We start from the raw sequence: 19,756 nt of genomic DNA on the forward strand, positions 1-19,756 counted from the left end.
TCGGAGATACTATTTTCCTGTCTTTGTAGGAAAGGCTTAGGGAGAAGTCAACGAGAGGCTGCTACCTTCAGCATCATTTTCTACACTGAAACGACACTGGCTTTCAACTCAAAAATCTTTTCAATCACATCTTCAACGACTTTATCTGGTGTTGAAGCCCCCGAGGTAATTCCAACCACAATTTCTCCATTAGGTAGCCAATTTTCTGCGATTTCGATCTCTTTTTCTAAGGGTTTATGTTCAATGCGATCGCCAGAAATAATGCGTTCTGGGCTATCAATATGATAGGATGGAATTCCCCGAACAATTGCCATTTCTTGGAGATGGGTTGTATTAGAAGAATTAAAACCGCCAATGACAATGATTAAATCCAGTTTTTCTTCAACTAATCCTAACATGGCATCTTGACGTTCTTGCGTGGCGTCGCAAATGGTGTTAAAACTTTGGAAATGATCAGTTAATTTGTCAGGGCCGTATTTTTGCATTAAAGTATGCTCAAACAGCTTCCCAATGTGTTCTGTTTCACTTTTTAACATCGTGGTTTGGTTGGCAATTCCCACACATTCCAAGTCTTTATCGGGGTCAAACCCTTCTGAATAAGCCTGTTTGAATTTGGCTAGAAATTCTTCCCGATTTCCGCCATTTAGAATATAGTTGCAAACATATTCAGCTTGGGCGAGGTTCAACACCACTAGATATTTATCCGCAAAAGAACTGGTTGCGACGGTTTCTTCGTGTTTGTATTTGCCGTGAATAATTGAAGTGTAGCTTTTTTTCTTATGCTTTTCAACCGTATTCCAAACTTTAGAAACCCAAGGACAAGTTGTATCTACAATTTTGCAGCCTTTGTCATTGAGAATTTGCATCTCTTGAACACTGGCACCAAAAGCAGGTAAAATAACAACATCTTCTGTTTTCACCTGAGAAAAATCCTTTTGTCCATTAATAATCGGGAGAAACTCAACTTTTTTATCAAGCAAATGTTGATTGACAGAAGGGTTGTGAATCACTTCGTTAGTAATCCAGATGCGTTCTGTGGGAAAATGTTGACGGGTCTCATAAGCCATTGCTACCGCCCGTTCGACGCCCCAACAAAAGCCAAACGCCTCTGCTAGTCGGATGGTGACGTTTCCGCGTTGGAGGGTGTAGTTGTTCTGGCGAATTTGTTGAATTAAACTGCTTTGATAAGCTGACTGCATGACCTCTGTGACTTCTTCTTCATGTCCGAAGCCTTTCCGGTGATAGGATTCTGATTGTTGCAGTGATCTTCTAAACGCTTTTGTATCCATACAGCCTATACATGACGATTTCTCTTTTATGATATTGTAAAACGTTCTCTGACAGATCTCTACATTTTAAGAATGTTTTTTCTACAAATCAGAGATCAGTACATTCAGGGTATCGCCGTTTAAATGTTCTCCCCAAAAACTTGATAATTTAGATGAGATAGCTTCTTTGACTCTCTGAAGCGTTAATTCATAATCTAAGTAATCAGATTTTAGTTTTAAAGTTTGTTCAGATAACGGTTTATCAGTGGGCTGTCTTTCAAAGAGATCAATATTAATTAATGTAATTAATGAGGAGTTGATCGTTTCGCTTTCAACTTCGGGATATACATGATTAATATAATCGAGTAATCTGTCTAAACTCCCTTCGGGGTTATCGAGTTGAGATAGGGTGATGAGTATTTTCTTCAAATCTTGAGAGCTTGTGATTTTAATACAAGGACTTCCATGAGCTAATATTGATTGGTAATTTTCTAAAGAATGCAAGTAATCTTGCTCAATATTTGGCAGATCTTCAAAGCCTTTAATTTTGGCATTTCTCAGTGCAATGATGGTTTCATTTCGTTCTGATCTTAAAACTTTAATTTCTGTAGATGAACAAACAAACTGAAGAAAATTAACAAATTTTGGTAAGCCAATTAAAGACGGATTAAAATCTTCTATTCCATACTTAAATGCTTCTTTGACTACAGATAAATGAATTCCTGTTGTTCCTAAATCCCTGTAACTTTCACTATCTTTGATAAACCAATTGATAATCCCTTGAGATTGATTAATAATTTGTTTCTTATCTTTAACGGCTAATCTATTGATTTGCTCAGATAATCGAATCACTTTAGGATTAGTGATTTTTAAGACCTTTTCTAAATCCCCTCGTTCTCTTTCGTGATCTTCGGGTTCTTCAATCCCAATAAAAACATCACAAACAGACTCAAATATTTTATTTGTTGCGTTAAAGTAAGCACAACCAATGACATATTTTCCATATTCATGCAGTTTTTTCGCTAATGCAGAAAAGCCCCCATCACCTGATACTATCACAAAAATTTCAATATAGCTTCTTAAATAGGCTAAATCAATTGCATCAACGGCTAACTGAATATCTGCTGCATTTTTATGAGTATTTCTAGAAAAACCAAAAATTTGTATAGGATCAATACCAAGTTCGTTAATTTCTCCTTTCATTACAGATAATCTCGGGTCACTCCAATTCGCATAAGCTCTTTGTACTGCAATAAATTCAACCATATCCAGGCTTTTTATTTTGTTAAAAATATATTTTATAGAAACACTATTAATATAGTTTTGAGAAGATCCATATCCTTTTAAAAGATTTTCGATATCATAAAAAATGGCCACAGTTTTAGTCATAATTTACCTAAGTCAAGATTTACGTTTTCAAAAACTCTAGTCGCTCAATGCTAACTAGAGTAAAAATAACACCTGATTTTTGATTCTTATTCCTTCTAGTTTAACTGTTTCAGAGCAACTAAACTCAACTCAGCAGGAGGCGATAACGTTAGCCCTCGACGAACGGGTTTATAAGCTTTATTTTGGGGAAGTTGGAGTTGCCAATCTGATAATATTGTTGCAAGAACAAGCTTCATTTCTAATAAAGCCATTGCACTCCCAATACAGCGACGATGACCCCCACCAAAAGGGAAAAATTCATAGGGGGAAAATTGCCGTTGTAAAAATCGTTCCGGTTTAAATTGTTTGGGTTCAGGGTAAATATCTTCTCGTTGATGTACTAAATAGGTACAAGGAAAGAGTACCGTTCCCGGTTCAAAAGAATAACCGCTTAATTCTAAGGGTTGTTTTAAAACTCGCACACCAGAGGTTAAAGTAACCGGGTAAATTCGCAGCGTTTCGTTGCAAACTGCCGTTATATAGGGGAGTCTCGCTATCTCATTATAATCAGGATTTTTGCCTAAATTTTCTAATTCAAACCGTAATTTATCTTGAACTTCTGGTAAATAATGCGTCCAATATAACGCCCAAGTTAATGAGGAGGCGGTGGTTTCATGTCCAGCAATTAATAGTGTCATTAATTCATCTCGAAGTTCGGCTTCACTCATCGCTTCCCCGGCTTCATCTCTGGCTGACATTAACAGCGTTAAAATATCATCACCGGAAAAATCATTCTTTTGCTTTCTTTCTCTAATTTCAGCATAAATCATCTCATCGGCTTGTTGTTTGTAGCGTAAAAAACGCCCCCAAGGACTCCAGTTTCCCCAGTCTTGACGCAAAATCGGAAAGAAGATTAAACTCGCCGCTAAAGGAGAACCAATAGCCTCCATCATCGCACTTAAAAGATGTCGTAATTGTTCATAACGTTCTCCTTCTGTTAGCCCAAATACTGCTTTTAAAATGACTCTTAATGTGATATCCTGCATTAAGGCACGAACTCGGAAGGGTTGACCAATTTTAACTTGTGACATCACTTGTTTGGTAATCTCACAAATAAGCTGATTGTAGGTTTTTAAGCGCTCGCCATGAAAGGGAGGTATTAAGAGTTTACGTTGACGTTGGTGGCGTTCTCCATCGACAATAAAAACGGAATTATCCCCCAATAAAAATAGTAATACTCCTCCTCCATTTCCCGTTCTAAACTGTTCGGGACTAGCGGTAAAAATCTTTTCAATGGCTGCGGGATGGTTAACATAAATTAGGGGAGTTTCTGACTGCCCAATGCGAATAAAGTCACCGTAGCGTTGATAATAATCTTCTAAATAATCGAGGGGACGAGCAACGAATTTCATCATTCTGAGAACCCGAGGCGTTTTGGGGCCGTTTGGTAAGGTCATAAATGCTTTCCTTCTTCTGATTTTGCTCTTTATTTATTATGACAAATTATTGTGATTTTGCATCAATCTTGTTAAAATTTTTGTTAAAAGCTTTGTTGAATGCAGTCCGGTTCGTCGTGACTGGGTTTGTTCACAACGAGGTTAACGGGATAATGCTTTAAAGCAGGTTGAGACACCAATAAGGGTAAAATCTCTGGCGGTTCAGTTAACTGGGAGTCAAGCCACTGAGAAGATAGGTTTTCAGGAATAATAATCGGTTGACGATGATGTATTGAACGCATTTCCTCATGGGCTTCTGTGGTTAAAATTGTACAGGAAATTATTTCTTCCTTTTCGGGAGATTTCCAACGTTCCCAAAGTCCCGCAAAAGCAAAAGGTTGATGTTCTTCTAGATGAAAATAATAGGGTTGTTTTTGGTCTTTTTTTGTTTGCCATTCATAAAACCCATCAGCGATAATTAAACAGCGTCTCTGGCGAATGGCTTGGCGAAATGAGGGTTTTTCGGTGACGGTTTCTACTCTCGCGTTAATCAATTTTGCACCCATTTTTTTATCTTTCGCCCAAGACGGAATTAAACCCCAACGCATCCAGTTAAATTGTCGGTTTTCAGACTTGGAATTCTGACTAACCGTTGCAATGAACTGAGTCGGCGCGATATTATAACGAGGCGTTAGTTCAGGAATTTCGGATAGCAGAAAGATTTCTGCTATTTGTTCGGCTGAACAGCTTAAACTAAATCGTCCACACATAAACTTAAAATCTAGAAATTTTGAAAATTACACTCTTCCTATTCTGACAGATTTTTTCTAAATTGAGGTTGTGTAAACCGTTGAATATAAAAAATAAAATCATATAAAGAAGTCAATCGTAAACTAGAGATGTTGAAAAAAGTTCAAGAACAGCCAGGAGGAGATGAATGAAACTTCATTATACAATTGTGATTCAATGGTCAAACGAAGATCAATGTTATTTAGTGCATTTACCTGATTTTCCCACTCAAGAATTTCACACTCATGGTGATACCGATGAAGAAGCATTAAATAATGCTCAAGAGGTGTTAGAATTGCTGGTTCAAGACTATCAAGAGGATGGTAAACCTTTACCTCAACCTAAAACATCAGAAAACAATTTTAAGTCGGCATAAATTATACAAGACTTCAAAAATTTAATCTCATGGAATTAAAAAGGTCTGTTTTAGCCTAAAATAATATTGTCAAATCAAATTTTACTCTTCCTATGTCTTATTATATCTCTCCCAGGTTTCTTGACAAATTAGCCGTTCATATCACCAAAAACTTCTTAAAAATCTCTAACCTGCGAGTTCCCCTGATTTTAGGAATACATGGACGCAAGGGAGAAGGAAAAACCTTTCAATGTGAACTGGTGTTTGAGAAACTAGGATTTGAACCTGTTACCATTTCTGGGGGTGAATTAGAGAGTCCAGACGCCGGAGATCCTTCACGGTTAATTCGACTGCGATATCGTGAAGCCTCGGAACAAACGAGGGTAAGAGGTCAAATGTGTGCATTATTTATTAATGATATTGATGCGGGTGCAGGACGTTTTGACTCGGGAACCCAATACACGGTTAATACTCAGTTAGTTAACGCCACTTTGATGAATATTGCGGATAATCCGACGAATGTTCAACTACCCGGAAGTTATGATGCAACGCCATTACAACGAATTCCGATTATTGTCACTGGAAATGATTTTTCAACACTTTATGCACCTCTAATTCGAGATGGACGGATGGAAAAGTTCTATTGGGAACCCATCCCAGAAGAACGGGTTGAAATTGTGGAAGGAATTTTTCAACAAGAACTATTAAAACAGGATATAGTGAAGTTAGTTGAAGAGTTTCCCGAACAGTCGATAGATTTCTTTAGTGCATTGCGATCGCGAATTTACGACGAACAAATTCAACGCTTTATTCATCAAGTAGGAATTGAACAAATTTCTAAGCGCATTGTCAATAGTACAGAAAAACCTCCCGAATTTAAAAACCCTAATTTTAGCTTTTCTCATTTGTTAGAAATGGGTCATCAGATGGTAAAAGAACAGCAACGCATTAAAGAGTTAAGATTAGTCGAGGAATATAACCAATACCGCATCTTTCATCCCGAAGTAACACAACCCCAACCCCCATCAAATTCGGTTCAGCCACCAGCAAATTATACTCAAAAAACTCATCTTCCTTATAACCCAATTATGCCGCCTCATCGGTTTGATAGCAAAGTGAGTGCTGTGATGCAAGGAGATAGTAAAGGATCAACTTTTATTAGTGAAGGTCAAGCAGTGACAACGAAACTGAGTTTAGACGTTCTTGAACAAATTGAACAGATTTTAGAAGCAGGATATCGAGTCGGTTTGGAATATGCTGATCCGCGTCGGTTCAAAACAGGATCTTGGAAAAGTTGTTCAATTATTGATAGCAGTCATCACTCAGAAATTATGGCAGCAATTGAGGCTTGTCTATCAGAAAATCCCAATGATTATGTGCGTTTAATTGGGATTGATACTCAAGCTAAACGACGGGTAATTGAGACGATTATTCAACGACCTAACGGTTCAAATTGAAGCCAAAAACCCGGTTTCTTTTACAATGCACATCGTCAATTTCAGAAAGCCTTTGAAGAAACCGGGTTTTTTAGTCTCTAGTATGGGGTTTCTTTTACAATGCACATCGTCAATTTCAGAAAGCCTTTGAAGAAACCGGGTTTTTTAGTCTCTAGTATGGGGTTTCTTTTACAATGCACATCGGCAATTTCAGAAAGCCTTTGAAGAAACCGGGTTTTTTAGTCTCTAGTATGGGGTTTCTTTTACAATGCACATCGGCAATTTCAGAAAGCCTTTGAAGAAACCGGGTTTTTTAGTCTCATAGGGGCGGGTTTATAAAGGTTTTTTCTGAGAAATATATCTTTATTCAGAACCCGCCCCTACAAAACTGCCTTTTGCAAGAGCGCCTTTTGCCAACTTTTCTGTTCCCTGTTCCCTGCTAAATTGTTTGTGTTCCTACCCCTTCCCAAATGGCGACTAAACCAAACAAAATAAATAAACAACCGCCAATAGCAGTAATCATCCGTTCAGAAATTTTTCCAGCAATTAATCGTCCGCCAATAACCGCAATAGCTGCACAAATAGCATGACCCAAAGTCGCACCTAAAACGACTCCAACAGGGTGATAACTGGCTGCTAAAGCAATCGTCGCAATTTGAGTGCGATCGCCCCATTCAGCCGTAAACGTTAAGAGAAAAGCTTCTAAAACAACTCCGAATGAACTTTTGCGTTTAGGAAATTTTGATTTGCTTTTTTCAACAGCTTCTACGGCTTCTTTTTCTTCTTCTTGGCTGGATTTAGCCGACATTTTGCTAGCATCATACAAGAGTTTAATCCCAAAAGCACAAAAGAGGATTATTTCTGCATAATGTAAATAATTTTTAGGCAATACAGACACAATTTGTCCGACAAAAACAGATAAAACAGTCATTAAGGCTAAAGCGAGTGTTACCCCAAAAAACACCAATTTTCGAGAATAGCGACCCGAGAGAATCACCGCAATAAAAAAGGTTTTATCTCCCAGTTCAGAGAGGGTAATCAGTAATAGTCCGGCTGTGAATGCAGTTAACATAATATTTTTTCAACTCCTCAGTTGTCGATTAAAATTTTCAGCTCAAGATTTAATCCTAATATTTGATATAAGATCAAATATTAATCATTGGTTTGATTTCTCTAGTATACCTAAAATCTACAACTAGAGCAAAAATAAGATTTTATTGTCCTAATATTTCATAGATGAATCATCTTTAATTCATAGTTGTTTCATCTTTCTAGATTAGCGATCAATTGAAGGGATAGAATATTTTTTTGAGGATGAATTTATAGGATCAGCTTGTTTGTCGGTTGCAAGAGTAGAGTCCAAAATCTCAAGATGTTAAAGGTGAGACGCAATATCCGTCAATAAGCTGGGATAGTTCACCGACAGTCTCCAATAGCAGTAAGATGAATAAAGGATCTAAACTGACATGGATAACCGTGCCAAGCCAACAAACCAGTAAAATTCCTACCCAAGCTGGATGTTTCAAGGTAAAAGATCCTTCAAAGTATTTAGGTATTTAACACATTCGTGCTTTGCGTATATCATGCCATTTCCAAGATCTAGCGGTATTTTGCTTCACCCCACTTCACTACCTGGTCGATATGGGATCGGAGATGTTGGCCCAATTGCCTATCAATTTATTGATTTTTTGAGAGATAGTGGACAACAACTGTGGCAAATTTTGCCTTTTGGCCCCACAGGGTTTGGGAACTCTCCCTACCTCTCCTATTCTGCAATGGCGGGAAATCCACTGTTAATTAGTCCTGATAAACTCTTAGAGGAAGAATTACTCACCCCTACAGATTTAGAAAGTTTGCCTCAGTTTCCTGTAGAACAAGTTGATTTTGATGCAGTTAAAGCCTTCAAATGGGACTTGTTTAGTAAAGCCTGCCAGAATTTCAAAGAAACCCTCACCGAAGAAGAAAACGAATTTGAGGAGTTCTGCCGCAATAAGTCCTACTGGCTCGATGATTATGCTCTATTCATGGCAATTAAAGAAGCCCATGATGGGGAAAGTTGGCACAAATGGGACGAAGATATTGCTCGCCGCCAACCGGAAGCCCTGAAACAATGGCACGAAAAACTCGCCGATCAAATTTTCTTTCACAAATTCCTGCAATTTCAGTTTTTCCGCCAGTGGTCCCAACTGAAACAATACGCCAACGAACAAGGAATTAAAATTTTTGGAGACGTGGCGATTTATGTGGCTCACGATAGTGCCGATGTTTGGTCTCATCCCGAAATCTTTTGCTTAGATGGCGAAACAGGTGAAGCGTCTTTAATGGCAGGGGTTCCGCCCGACTATTTTAGTTCAACCGGGCAACTGTGGGGAAATCCCGTTTATAACTGGGAACGCCTCGAACAAAATGGCTTTAATTGGTGGGTGCAGCGAGTCCAGTCCATTCTCGACTGTATCGATATTATGCGGATTGACCATTTTCGGGGCTTGCAGGCGTTTTGGGCGGTTGCCCAAGGCGAAACAACCGCCATTAATGGTCGTTGGATAGAAGCGCCGGGAGAAGCCTTGTTTAATCTATTAAACGAAAAACTCGGTCAACTGCCGATTATCGCTGAAGACTTGGGCTTGATTACCCCAGAAGTTGAAGCGTTACGGGATAAATTTGAACTTCCCGGCATGAAGATTCTGCACTTTGCCTTTGATTCAGGGCCAGATAATCCCTATCTTCCCTACAATTACAGCACACCGAACTGGGTGGCTTACACCGGAACCCATGATAATGACACCACCGTAGGTTGGTTTAATCAACGTTCATTACAGGGACAAGCCCGAGTGATCAGCTATATTGGCGGAACAATGGGCTACGGCATTCATTGGGATTTAATCCAAGTTGCCCTAGCATCTGTGGCGAATCAGGCGATTTTTCCCTTGCAAGATGTTTTAGGCTTGGGAAGCGAAGCGAAGATGAATCAGCCGAGTACATCCGAAGGGAACTGGGCTTGGCGCTTCAAACCAGGAGCAATTACCGATGAACTTCGCGATCGCCTGAGATCCTTAACCGAAATCTACGGTCGCTTGCCCAGGTAAAGTGTGAGGAGGAGTGAGTTATGGGTTGTCAGTGCTAGGGCAACGACTTGCTCCGACTAACCCCTTTTAGGAGTTAGAATTGACAGTTTCAGAGGGGGAGTTGTTCGCCTTGAACACCGCCTCCTCCACCATGCCCGGTTCTCCCAAACGTCGGCTTTCTCCATTGTTCAGCGTCACTATCACGCCTCCGGCATTGCCTGCGACAACCACTAACTCTTCTTGGGCTTTCCAGGTGCGTTTCGTTCCCCCCTGCAAAATTCCTTGAAACTCGGTTTTCCCATCAACTTCAATCAAAACCCAAGATTCATCTTTAACTATAATTCCGACTTCTACGGTTTTGTTAACGGCAGCCGGGTTTGTTGGGGATGAGGTTTGGCTGGCTTGCAAAACAAGCTGTCCTGTTGAAGAATTTTCGCTGGTGTTAGAGACATTCATCGACTGAGGACTGTTTGCTGTAGGGGTTGTCTGTGCAATATTCTGTTCCGGCAAACCGACTATCTCTGGAGAGGATTTAATCAGGTAAACCAAGCCGTGCATGGTTCCCAGAATTAGAAGGATATAGGTGAGATAGAGATGAGTGGGTCGTAACTGTGGCAGGGGCAAAATCCAGGAGCTAGAGACAATCGAGGGAATCGGTTCAGGTAAAAAGAAATTGGCTAGTTCCTCCCCATTCAACCCCAGAGCATTACCATATCGCCGGATTAAGCCTTGAGTATAGACCGGTTCGGGCAGATTTTCAATTTGACCTTCTTCGATCGCTTGTAACAAATGAGAGCGAATCATGGTGTAGGCGGCAACCATATCCAATGACAAAGAATGGTGTTGACGAGTTTGACGCAATTGCAGGCCTATCTCGACTAATCTCTGAGTTTGTTCAATATTATTCACAGGACGACCCTTGTTACCCAAATTTTTTCTGACCATTGAGAACGGTAAACTGACTTTCATACACACAACTCCTTGATATTTATATATAGGATTGAGAGGACTTTTGGCAGATTGATGCTAGAAATTGACCAGCAGATCGCAAAAATTGCATTTCAGACGGGGTTAAAGGTCGGTAACAACCGGGCGGTAATTCAGGTTCTCCAGGAGGGTTAAGCTGAATCGAACCAATGGCACTGCGATGAAGTTTAACGACGGGATAGCCGAGTTGCTCTGCCACTTTGCGAATTTGTCGATTTCTCCCCTCAAATAAAATTACTTCTAAAAGGGTTTGAGAATCCGTTCTTGGCTGTAACCGTCGCACTTGAGCGGGTAGTGTTTTTCGACCCGACAAGATAATACCTTGACGCCATGCTTGCAACACCGATTCTGGTGGATGACCTTCTACCCAGACTTCATAGGTTTTAGGAATATGGTGTCGAGGATGAGTCAGGCGAAAGGTGAGTTCACCGTCGTTGGTCAGCAGTAATGCTCCGGTGGAGTCTGCATCCAAACGTCCAACCGGGTGAACTCCCTGCCCCATCCGCAATCGACGAGGTAACAAGTCTAAGACGCTTCGCCGTCCACTTGGCTCGGCGCAGGTTGAAACAACCCCAGTCGGTTTATTTAATAAAAGGTAGATTGGCACAGGTCGATGAGAGGGTTTGATTGGCTTCCCATCTACTTCTATACAATCGCATGAGGGATTTGCCTTCTGTCCTAAGTGAGCAATGTTACCATTGACGCGCACTCGTTTGGCAAGAATCATTTGTTCTGCTTGACGGCGAGAGGCGATGCCCCAAGTCGCCATGATTTTTTGTAGCCTTTCGTCCATATGAGTAAAAATTGCGTGGGCATCTTTGTACAGACTGAGAACCCCGCTAAATTTTGGCACAGTTTGATAAACTATGTACAAATATTACAGCAATCGGTAATTCTTCCTAAGCTCTGTCAACATGAACGCTTAGAAAACTTAGAACAGTTCAGCTAGAAAGGCAATTCAGTCTATGGGTTCAACTCAGGCTACATCTAAACAACTGGTGAGTAAGGTCTTATCTCGAGCTGTAAAGTTGTGGTTGCGATCGCAAGTTGAACAGGTAGACGCTCTAGAGATCAAAATCACCGCCAATAATCGGGATTGTCTAACAGGTCATATCTCTGAGGTGACAGTCGAGGCATCCCGTGCCATCTATCGAGGACTACACCTGAGCCAAATTGCTCTGTGCGGATCGAGTATTCATATCAACATCGGTCAAGTGATCAAAGGGAAGCCGCTGCAACTGCTCAAACGCTTTCCCATTGACTCTCAAATCTGTATGTTTTACGACGATCTTAGCACGTCCTGTCAATCTCCTTTACTGGTTCGGGCGATCAGTCAATTTCTTCTTCCTTTGATTCAATCGCAGCAAGCCAAAAACCCTAATATTTCTTTCCCCAATGAGATTCAGGGCTTACAAAATCTCCAGATCACCTTAGCAAAAGATCAAATCACCCTCACAGCAGAAATTCTCTCGACTGATGGGATGTTGACGGCTTGTGTGTTTCAAACTGAGTTGTACCTTGCTAGCCCTAAAGAGTTGCTACTCGTCTCTCCCCGTCTAGAACTTCCCTTACAACAACAAGACTTTGATTTAGATGATATGACCCTTGACTTAGGCACTGATGTTGAGATCGAACAACTTAATATTAGTCCTGAACAAGTGGAGATGATCGGACAAATCTGGGTTAACCCTTAACTCAAATCATTGAGTGCGGGAATTTCTAGAGTATAACCCTTTTGAGTGTAACTCAAAGAAGGGACTATTCATCACCTCCTTTCTAAAGTTAGGCTGTTGTTGTATTGAAGGAGGCTTGAAATCATGACATCTAAACCTTATTCTATTCTTTCTCTAGATGGTGGCGGAATTCGCGGTTTAGTCACGGCTATCATGTTAGAATCTCTAGAAAAACAAATCAAAAAACGCGCTCCGAGAAAACAGCTTAGAGATTGTTTTGATTTGATTGCGGGAACTTCTACCGGGAGTCTGATTGCTTGTGGGATTTCTCACGGTTTTCCGATTTCAGAAATTAGAAATTTTTATTCACTGAATTCTCAATATCCTCAGAAGATCTTTCCCGAATCAAAATTCAACTTAGTTTTTCAGGGAATTGTTAACCGCTTGTCTCGAGGTGCGAGTCAACCCCTTTATAATGGTAAAGGATTAGAAGATGTGCTTAAATATCTCTTTAAAAAGGACACTTTTTCTCAACTTCCCATTCAAACTTTAGTAACAAGCTATGACGTTTATAATGGTCAAGCTGTTGTCTTTAATAGTAGACAAGAAGAATGTCAAACCCTGCCCATTTGGGAAGTTTGTCGGGCATCTGCGGCGGCACCTGTAGCCTTTCCTGCCCATGTCCTTAAAAATATCAAATTTCTCAAATACTGGCAACAACAAGGCTATCAATTAACCGTTAATAATTCTAAAGATAATCAAGAGTGTATTCCCTTAGTTGATGGAGGATTAGTCGCTAATAATCCGACTTTATGTGCGATTGCGGAAGCGATAAAAAACGAACAAAATCTCTCTAATATAGTTGTTTCTTCTTTTGGTTGTGGTCAGAAAAAAGTGAAATCAATTGGGGTACAGCAAGCCCAAGAATCGGGAGCTTTTGAGTGGATTTATCCCTTGAAGAGTATTCCTCTATTAGAGACGTTTTTTGAGGGTTCTTCTGATGCGATTGATCATATCTCTCAGCATCTAATTAAACGGGATGAGCAGCACTATTTCCGTTTTCAACCGAGTTTTACAGAAAACTATCCAGCGTTTGAGGCAACAGCCAGAAATCTAGATGAACTGACAGACAACACTTTAGAGTTTATCAACTCTCGTCAAGTTCAAGAAAAGCTAAACCTTCTTGCCGATAAACTCACCGTTACTCCAGTTTCCCCTGTGCGGGAACGAGAAGAACAACTGGTGTCTGTGTCACATTACAATTAGCAAAATAATCTTCAACGCTAGCCTAAATTTCTCTGGATGTCCGACCCTTTCATCTTTGCGGTCAATGATCGGACATCTACTATTTTCTACTCGGGAGTCTCAACTTTTTTCAGCAATTTAGAACGGATACATCCGCCCATCCAAGTCCAGCCAACCCGTTCTTCTTTGGGAGCAAAATGAGCTACAATTTCATCGGGACTGCTTTGGTAGAACTTCTCAATTTCGGCAACCGCCCATTTACCCCAAGGGGATCTGACCCAAATTTGATCTCCCTGGTTAAAGATTACACCCTCTGCATTTGTTGCCTGGGCAACTTCTTCTAGAAGCCTTACCTTCGGGCGAGAGGGTCTAGACGGTCTGTCCGACGACGATTGAAAACCCGGTCGGGGACGAGGGCTTGGTTTTTCGGCGACTGAGGGTTTTGCTTCAGTCTTGGCTTCAGTCTTGGCTTCAGTCTTGGCTTCAGTCTGAGCTTCTGACGGCTTGGTGTCATCGGGCTTCGGTCTATTCGGTCTAATGACGGCGAGAATTTTGTTCGGGTTAGTCATTAATTTACTGGGCTTTTGGCTGTCAAACGACTAATACAGTTTTAACTATTTACATTATAAAACGATAGCTTGAGCCTATGCCAATATCTAAACTGGGGATACGCCGTCAAATCTTATACTGAGTTAGCTTTACAAGTGAGACTTAGCCAATTTTAGAGGCAACTGCTAGGTATATTTGATACAGATATTAGTCAGTTTTGGATGTTTTACATCTGCTTTTTTTCAGCTTTTCAGGTTAAACTGACAGGTGATCTTCTGGTATTGGAGAACTTTCTAAAACGGCAGTCACATAGGATAAAGCAACAATGGGAGCCGTTACCGCCCTGAGAATTCGTTTTCCCAAACTGACGGCTAGAAAACCTGCTGCGATCGCCATTTCGACTTCAGCCGTTGTCCATCCTCCCTCTGGCCCTGTTAGTAGAGTCACCGAGTCTAAGGGAGATGATTTCATACAATTGAGCAAATGGGGAAGCGAACCTCGTGCCACACAAATGTATTGATGAGTTGTACTCAAACTAAAAAGGTGTGAATCTTCCATTACTGTCGCCAAGGAGATCGGATCAACAATGCTTGGGATAATCTGACGTTCAGATTGTTCTGCGGCTTCTCGGGCGATGCGCCGCCAACGTTCCAGCTTTTGGGGACTGGGTTTAAGCACAGTCCGTTGACTAATGATCGGAACAATCTGGGAAACCCCCAACTCCGTAGAATAACGCACAATATCATCAAATCCTGTTTTCGGGAGACTCACCCCCAGCCTCACCTCTACAGGTAATTCTGTTTGGACGACCATCGCTTCGAGAATGATTGCTTGAGGAGAGGGCGCTGGGAGCGACACCTCTAACTCAGCTCGCCACCAATGGCCCCGACCATCAATGGCAATAAAGCGATCGCCCACTTGCAAGCGTAACACCCGACCCAGATAATGCTGTTGTTCAGCCGTTAAATTGATGTGTCGGTTAGAAATTTGCGTCGGAGCGATCGCAATTCTTTGAAGTTGAACCATTAAGCTGTAAAAAGTTTAGGTTACAGAAGTTCTACCTCAACCCTCAAAAAAAGGGTCTAAATTTATTGTTGAGCTTTCATGCGACTGAGATATTCTTCAATCGCTTGAGTCGCAATCTCAACGACGGGTTTTCCCTGACGCTTTGATTCTTCTCTCAAATCCAAATAAGTCTGATGACGAACACTCACCCGATGTCGAATTTTATTGGGATCACCCCCATCATCGATAGACGGTTGAGTTGAAATGGCTGAATCCTCATGGTCACTGGGCGCGACTGAGGGAGAGACTTCTTCAAGGGTCTCGCGATCTAAGGTAACAGCTATCTCCTGAGTCTGAATATTCATCGAGGGATTCAATGAGTAGTTGGTTATAAACTGACGAATCGAGTCAAATCCCACACGATGGCAAAAATCCCCAAAACTTTCTTCGAGTTTGCGATCTTGTTTGAAGTAAACAAAAATCGGCTCTAGGAAGGTTTCCAACTCATCAATCGCCAAGCGATTAACGAAGGGTTCAGCCAGTCGTATCTGATCTGGAGAGCCACCTAACCAAACTTGGTAGGAGTCAGGCGCACTCCCCACAAACCCTAACTCCGCCATGTAGGGTCTAGCACATCCATTAGGGCATCCAGTCATTCGCACGACAAAATGCTCTTGTTCTAGGCCTACCTTGTCCAACAATACCCGAATCCGTTCCAGGATACTAGGGATGATTCGTTCTGATTCTGTAATGGCCAAACCGCAGGTCGGAAAAGCCGGACAGGCCATCGCAAAACGGACTAACGGATCGATTTCGGTTTCTTTGAGAACTCCGTGTTGAGCGAGTATTGTGTCAATCTGGGATTTGTACTGAGGGGGTATTTCATAGAGAATGATATTGTGATTGGGAGTCAGCAGAATTGGCAGTTGAAACTGCTGGACAATTTCTTTTAAGGCGGCTTTCAGTTGGAAGTTTCCTGTATCGTGAACCCGACCATTTTCAACGGAAATCCCCAAAAAGTGTTTACCATCGCCTTGAGAGTGCCAGCCTAAGTAGTCTTGATATTTCCAATCGGGTAAGGGTTTATAGGGTTGTAGGGTTTTGCCAAAATATTCCTCGACTTTGACTTTGAATTTCTCAACGCCCCAATCATGGAGTAAATATTTCATGCGAGCATGACGACGGTTGTGGCGATCGCCATAATCGCGCTGAGTAGCGACAATTGCCTTGACTAAATCATAGATATCTGCTTTGTCTACATACCCCAAGTGATCCCCAATTCGAGCAAAGGTTTCTTCTTTGTTGTGGGTGCGTCCCAAACCGCCTCCGGCGATCACGTTAAATCCTTCGAGTTCCCCGGCTGAGTTGGTTATGACGACTAAGCTGACGTCTTGGGTATATAGATCAACGGAATTATCTCCGGGAACTGTTACCGCACATTTGAATTTGCGGGGCATATAATGCTGCCCATAGATCGGTTCTTCTAGATCGCTGAAAATGGTACCATTACCGTTGCGTTGACGAGCGGCTTTGACTTCGGGGTTTTCTTCGGCGCTGATGACTTTTTCACCATCGAGCCAAATTTCATAATAGCCCCCTGTTTGCGGGGTGAGTAAGTCGGCGATGTTGTTGGCGTAGAGACGGGCGTATTCGTACTCAGGACGATTTTTATAGGGGGCTGGGGGTGCCATAACGTTGCGGTTGAGATCGCCACAAGCCCCTAGCGTTGACCCCATATGATGAATAATCTCAGAAAGAACGGTTTTAATGTTCTTTTTCAAAATCCCGTGTAGTTGGAAGCCTTGGCGTGTGGTTGCCCGTAGGGTATGGTTGCCGTATTCATCGGCTAAACGGTCTAGGGTGAGGTAGAGTGAGGGGGGAATAAACCCACCGGGATTGCGGGTGCGGAGCATCATCTGGTAGTCTTTTTCTTGACCCTTAGCCCGATTATCCCGATTATCTTGCTGATAGGAACCGTGAAATTTTAAGATTTGAACGGCATTATCACTAAAGAAGTTTTCGTCGTTCAGCAGTTCGGTGGCTAAGGGTTCCCGCAGGTAGTTGCTGCGTTCTTTAATCCCTTCAACCTTAGAGAGTTTGTGATCTTGTGTGGGTGAACTTACAGAGGTAGTCATAGAAGTACGTTGTACCAGTTTTTAACCAAAATTTGTGAGGGGTTGAACCTTGAATGTGATTGAAGTTGAGACAATTCAACTCAGGGGAAGAAAATAAACTCCGGTAATCCGGTCGGGATTGTCAGGAATTAATTTCATTTTATCACGTTATACTTGGACATTTTCCCTTATTGTCAGGGGATCAAGCCTAAGTCACAATCAAATGTTAATAGTTGACAAAAGTACAAAGATGCCGGATTCGATCATGTATGAGGAAGACCACTATGTGGTTTTGGAATCTAACCAACCTGAGCAGTTGCTCACAGTTGCCGAACTGCAACAGAAACTCGAATCTATTTTGTCAGAGCGACAGGATGAGTTACCGCGAGATCTGCAAAAGTTTTCGACGATTTCCCAACAAGCCGAATATCTGGTTAAGACTTGTTGTGATTTCGATCTAGGCCCCGGAAAATACCTTCAGTGGTATGCGGTCAGACTGGAGAAATAAGGGAACAGGGAATAGGCGACTGGGGACAGGCAGGCAAGAGAACTGTTAACGGGTAGGAGTAATTGATCAATTGCCCCTACACTGGTGACTGTTCATTGAGGTATTGTAATCAGCGCCAAATCTATTTGTTCTTCCTGGGGTTGAGTAATTTCAGCCTTGATATTGGGGCCGAAGAATTTGGTCAGTTTTTCCTGTTTTTCTTGCCACACTTCTAAGGAAACAAAGGGCGAGTCAAACTCCAGAACCAAAGCATAGGCCTGGTCTACAGCGACTTCGCGAATTCCTTGGAGTTTGGGATGTTCGTCATCGGTTGCCCCGAGTTTTAAGCGTTCCAGAGTGTCTATCAGATGAGCGCTCTGGCCGTAGCGGTAGCGGGTGACATCCTTACGAACTTGGTTTTGGGTGTCGGTTGCAAGTTGTTCTCGCAAAGCCAAGACTTCGGGGGAGGTGGGTTGAGAATAGGGAACAGGTTCCAATTCTGCCGCTTTCAAGGCTAGTCCACCTAACAACAGGGGAATTCCATAAAAGAAGCCTGCTAAATTTAGGGTTGCATAGTCGTTAAAATAGGCAACAAACCCGACAACAGTGAGCAGTCCTCCCAATATTAAGCCCACTTGAGCTAAAGATGTTTGACGTAACATATATGTTAAGGTAGTCCGCGTAGATTCACTACTGATGATATACATATCATGTCGCTGGGTCGAGAAGATCCCTATTTGATCTGATCGGTTATCGATGGGAAATCTCACAGTAGTTTGACGAGTATAACTCTCCTTAGCGGTTCCATCCCTGTTTATGCCCTCATTACCTAACCCTCAACATGATGACTAGAGACAATGAGCTATTATCGACTGCCAACGTTGAGCGTAAGCTTCTAGAGCAGATTGACTCTCTCAGAAAGGAAGATGAACGGCTGTACAATATCCTTGCCATTGATATCTGGGCTTTAGCTAAGACAATGGATGAGTTGCAACCCGGTTTTTGGGGTGCGTTTATGAAAAATCGCGAGAAAGCTCTGAAACGGTATTTAGCAGAAACGACAAAAAATAAGCCTTCTGATAGCAAGCGCCCCCCTTTCCTGCGTTAGTTGCTCGTACAGTTGAGAGACGCGAGTGCAATCCTGAAATTAAAATCAAGGTCGTTGATTTGTCTGCTGACTCTAACGATTTAGATTGCAGCTTGCAGTGCTTACCGCTATATATTATAGAGGATAAGGTAGCAAAGGAAAGGTCAAATGGACTCTAATACAATTCGAGAGCGAATTGCTCTGATTGAGACTAAGCGAGAGTCTCTAGTCAAATTGCTAGAGAAACCCGATTTAGGAACGCTGAGAATTGATGTAAATCAAGCGATTGAAGAAATTGATGAGCTGATTGAAGAGTTTAAGCGCACTTTTCCTGATGCCAATCAGAATTAAATGGCTTGATTTTTCTCTCGACTCTAGAATTAGCTTTCTGTAAATCAGTAATGATACTCACTCTGTTTAAATCGAGTCTATTCTATTCGGGCTTGTCACCGATTTCACTGAGAAAAGAGACTTCTTTTCTACTCTAGCAAGTTATTTTCTAAGTGTTTTTATCCCGTAGAGAAATTGAGGATCATACTCTACGGGTTGCTTTACTATTGAGTAAGGCTTGCTCTATTTTTATTTCGGTTTAGTATGAACACTCAAGAACAAAAACATCCTCAATATAATAGCGATCGCGCCACTGTTAAGAGTTTAATTGCAGATAAACCGACGGACTTCAACTTGGTTGAACTCGCCCGATTAAAAATTCGTTATCGCGGATTTCCCGGCGCTAGAGATATTCAGAGTGATTTAGAAAAAATCTTGCAAAATTGGCAATTAACTGAAGAAACTCTGTTTGAAAAAACTCGTGAAATACACGCTAAAGGTAAAGTTTACCAAGTCGGAAAAGAAGATCAAGAAGATTGGCTTTAATTCAGTTTACAGTTGT

General features: G+C 41.6%; 20 protein-coding genes. 9 read left to right on the plus strand and 11 right to left on the minus strand.

Annotated elements, in window-relative coordinates:
- Window positions 1–80 precede the first annotated feature (80 nt).
- The 4 genes from VB836_RS20715 to VB836_RS20730 form a co-directional block, all read right to left on the minus strand.
- Window positions 81–1,289: a 4-hydroxy-3-methylbut-2-enyl diphosphate reductase gene (locus VB836_RS20715; protein ID WP_323222136.1), complete on the minus strand. Its 1,209-nt coding sequence runs from the start codon at window positions 1,287–1,289 to the stop codon at window positions 81–83.
- A gap of 81 nt (window positions 1,290–1,370) precedes the next feature.
- Complete coding sequence (locus VB836_RS20720; protein ID WP_323222137.1) at window positions 1,371–2,657, minus strand: NYN domain-containing protein; 1,287 nt, start codon at window positions 2,655–2,657, stop codon at window positions 1,371–1,373.
- Window positions 2,658–2,752: 95 nt separating this feature from the next.
- Window positions 2,753–4,093 carry a cytochrome P450 gene (locus tag VB836_RS20725; protein ID WP_323222139.1) on the minus strand — a complete coding sequence of 447 codons (1,341 nt, stop codon included), beginning with the start codon at window positions 4,091–4,093 and terminating at the stop codon, window positions 2,753–2,755.
- Between the two features lie 83 nt (window positions 4,094–4,176).
- On the minus strand, window positions 4,177–4,842 hold the full coding sequence (locus tag VB836_RS20730) for an SOS response-associated peptidase (protein ID WP_323222141.1): 666 nt from the start codon (window positions 4,840–4,842) through the stop codon (window positions 4,177–4,179).
- Window positions 4,843–5,009: 167 nt separating this feature from the next.
- On the opposite strand from VB836_RS20730, the gene VB836_RS20735 reads away from it, so the two are divergent.
- Both VB836_RS20735 and VB836_RS20740 read left to right on the plus strand, forming a co-directional pair.
- On the plus strand, window positions 5,010–5,237 hold the full coding sequence (locus VB836_RS20735) for a type II toxin-antitoxin system HicB family antitoxin (protein WP_323222143.1): 228 nt from the start codon (window positions 5,010–5,012) through the stop codon (window positions 5,235–5,237).
- 92 nt (window positions 5,238–5,329) lie between these two features.
- Window positions 5,330–6,673, plus strand: a complete 1,344-nt coding sequence (locus tag VB836_RS20740) for a ribulose bisphosphate carboxylase small subunit (RefSeq protein ID WP_323222144.1) — start codon at window positions 5,330–5,332, stop codon at window positions 6,671–6,673.
- Between the two features lie 418 nt (window positions 6,674–7,091).
- On the opposite strand, the gene VB836_RS20745 is transcribed toward VB836_RS20740, so the two are convergent.
- Window positions 7,092–7,724: a TMEM165/GDT1 family protein gene (locus tag VB836_RS20745; protein ID WP_323222146.1), complete on the minus strand. Its 633-nt coding sequence runs from the start codon at window positions 7,722–7,724 to the stop codon at window positions 7,092–7,094.
- 511 nt (window positions 7,725–8,235) lie between these two features.
- Between VB836_RS20745 and malQ the strand changes: the two genes are divergently transcribed.
- Window positions 8,236–9,738 (plus strand): 4-alpha-glucanotransferase, encoded by a 1,503-nt coding sequence (malQ, locus tag VB836_RS20750; RefSeq protein ID WP_046281072.1) that lies wholly within the window; start codon window positions 8,236–8,238, stop codon window positions 9,736–9,738.
- A 66-nt stretch (window positions 9,739–9,804) separates the two neighbouring features.
- Here the strand turns inward: malQ and VB836_RS20755 are convergent, their stop codons facing one another.
- Entirely contained in the window at window positions 9,805–10,686 is an 882-nt protein-coding gene (locus tag VB836_RS20755; protein WP_323222149.1) for a helix-turn-helix domain-containing protein, read from the minus strand.
- 19 nt (window positions 10,687–10,705) lie between these two features.
- Window positions 10,706–11,497: a pseudouridine synthase gene (locus VB836_RS20760; protein ID WP_323222256.1), complete on the minus strand. Its 792-nt coding sequence runs from the start codon at window positions 11,495–11,497 to the stop codon at window positions 10,706–10,708.
- Between the two features lie 172 nt (window positions 11,498–11,669).
- Between VB836_RS20760 and VB836_RS20765 the strand changes: the two genes are divergently transcribed.
- Together VB836_RS20765 and VB836_RS20770 are read left to right on the plus strand one after the other, a co-directional pair.
- Window positions 11,670–12,398, plus strand: a complete 729-nt coding sequence (locus VB836_RS20765; protein ID WP_046281074.1) for an LmeA family phospholipid-binding protein — start codon at window positions 11,670–11,672, stop codon at window positions 12,396–12,398.
- Window positions 12,399–12,521: 123 nt separating this feature from the next.
- Window positions 12,522–13,643 (plus strand): patatin-like phospholipase family protein, encoded by a 1,122-nt coding sequence (locus VB836_RS20770; protein WP_323222151.1) that lies wholly within the window; start codon window positions 12,522–12,524, stop codon window positions 13,641–13,643.
- 86 nt (window positions 13,644–13,729) lie between these two features.
- Here VB836_RS20770 and VB836_RS20775 read toward each other — a convergent pair whose 3' ends face one another.
- From VB836_RS20775 to sir, 3 genes are all read right to left on the minus strand, one after another.
- The gene (locus VB836_RS20775; RefSeq protein ID WP_323222154.1) at window positions 13,730–14,191 is read right to left on the minus strand and encodes a hypothetical protein; all 462 of its coding nucleotides are present in this window, start codon (window positions 14,189–14,191) and stop codon (window positions 13,730–13,732) included.
- Window positions 14,192–14,426: 235 nt separating this feature from the next.
- Window positions 14,427–15,197 carry a 16S rRNA (uracil(1498)-N(3))-methyltransferase gene (locus VB836_RS20780; RefSeq protein WP_323222156.1) on the minus strand — a complete coding sequence of 257 codons (771 nt, stop codon included), beginning with the start codon at window positions 15,195–15,197 and terminating at the stop codon, window positions 14,427–14,429.
- 62 nt (window positions 15,198–15,259) lie between these two features.
- Entirely contained in the window at window positions 15,260–17,311 is a 2,052-nt protein-coding gene (sir, locus tag VB836_RS20785; protein ID WP_323222158.1) for a sulfite reductase, ferredoxin dependent, read from the minus strand.
- Between the two features lie 229 nt (window positions 17,312–17,540).
- On the opposite strand from sir, the gene VB836_RS20790 reads away from it, so the two are divergent.
- Window positions 17,541–17,798, plus strand: coding sequence for a chlororespiratory reduction protein 7 (locus VB836_RS20790; RefSeq protein ID WP_323222159.1), 258 nt, complete (start codon window positions 17,541–17,543; stop codon window positions 17,796–17,798).
- Window positions 17,799–17,890: 92 nt separating this feature from the next.
- Here VB836_RS20790 and VB836_RS20795 read toward each other — a convergent pair whose 3' ends face one another.
- Window positions 17,891–18,439 (minus strand): DUF2854 domain-containing protein, encoded by a 549-nt coding sequence (locus tag VB836_RS20795; RefSeq protein WP_046281080.1) that lies wholly within the window; start codon window positions 18,437–18,439, stop codon window positions 17,891–17,893.
- 179 nt (window positions 18,440–18,618) lie between these two features.
- Here VB836_RS20795 and VB836_RS20800 point away from each other — a divergent pair, with 179 nt between their 5' ends.
- The 3 genes from VB836_RS20800 (at window position 18,619) to VB836_RS20810 (ending at window position 19,740) form a co-directional block, all read left to right on the plus strand.
- Window positions 18,619–18,885, plus strand: a complete 267-nt coding sequence (locus tag VB836_RS20800; RefSeq protein ID WP_323222163.1) for a hypothetical protein — start codon at window positions 18,619–18,621, stop codon at window positions 18,883–18,885.
- 147 nt (window positions 18,886–19,032) lie between these two features.
- Entirely contained in the window at window positions 19,033–19,215 is a 183-nt protein-coding gene (locus tag VB836_RS20805) for a hypothetical protein (protein ID WP_046281081.1), read from the plus strand.
- Window positions 19,216–19,458: 243 nt separating this feature from the next.
- Window positions 19,459–19,740 (plus strand): DUF3288 family protein, encoded by a 282-nt coding sequence (locus tag VB836_RS20810; protein WP_323222166.1) that lies wholly within the window; start codon window positions 19,459–19,461, stop codon window positions 19,738–19,740.
- Window positions 19,741–19,756: the final 16 nt, after the last annotated feature.

Source organism: Limnoraphis robusta BA-68 BA1 (assembly GCF_034932365.1).
GTDB classification, from domain to species: Bacteria; Cyanobacteriota; Cyanobacteriia; order Cyanobacteriales; family Microcoleaceae; genus Capilliphycus; species Capilliphycus robustus.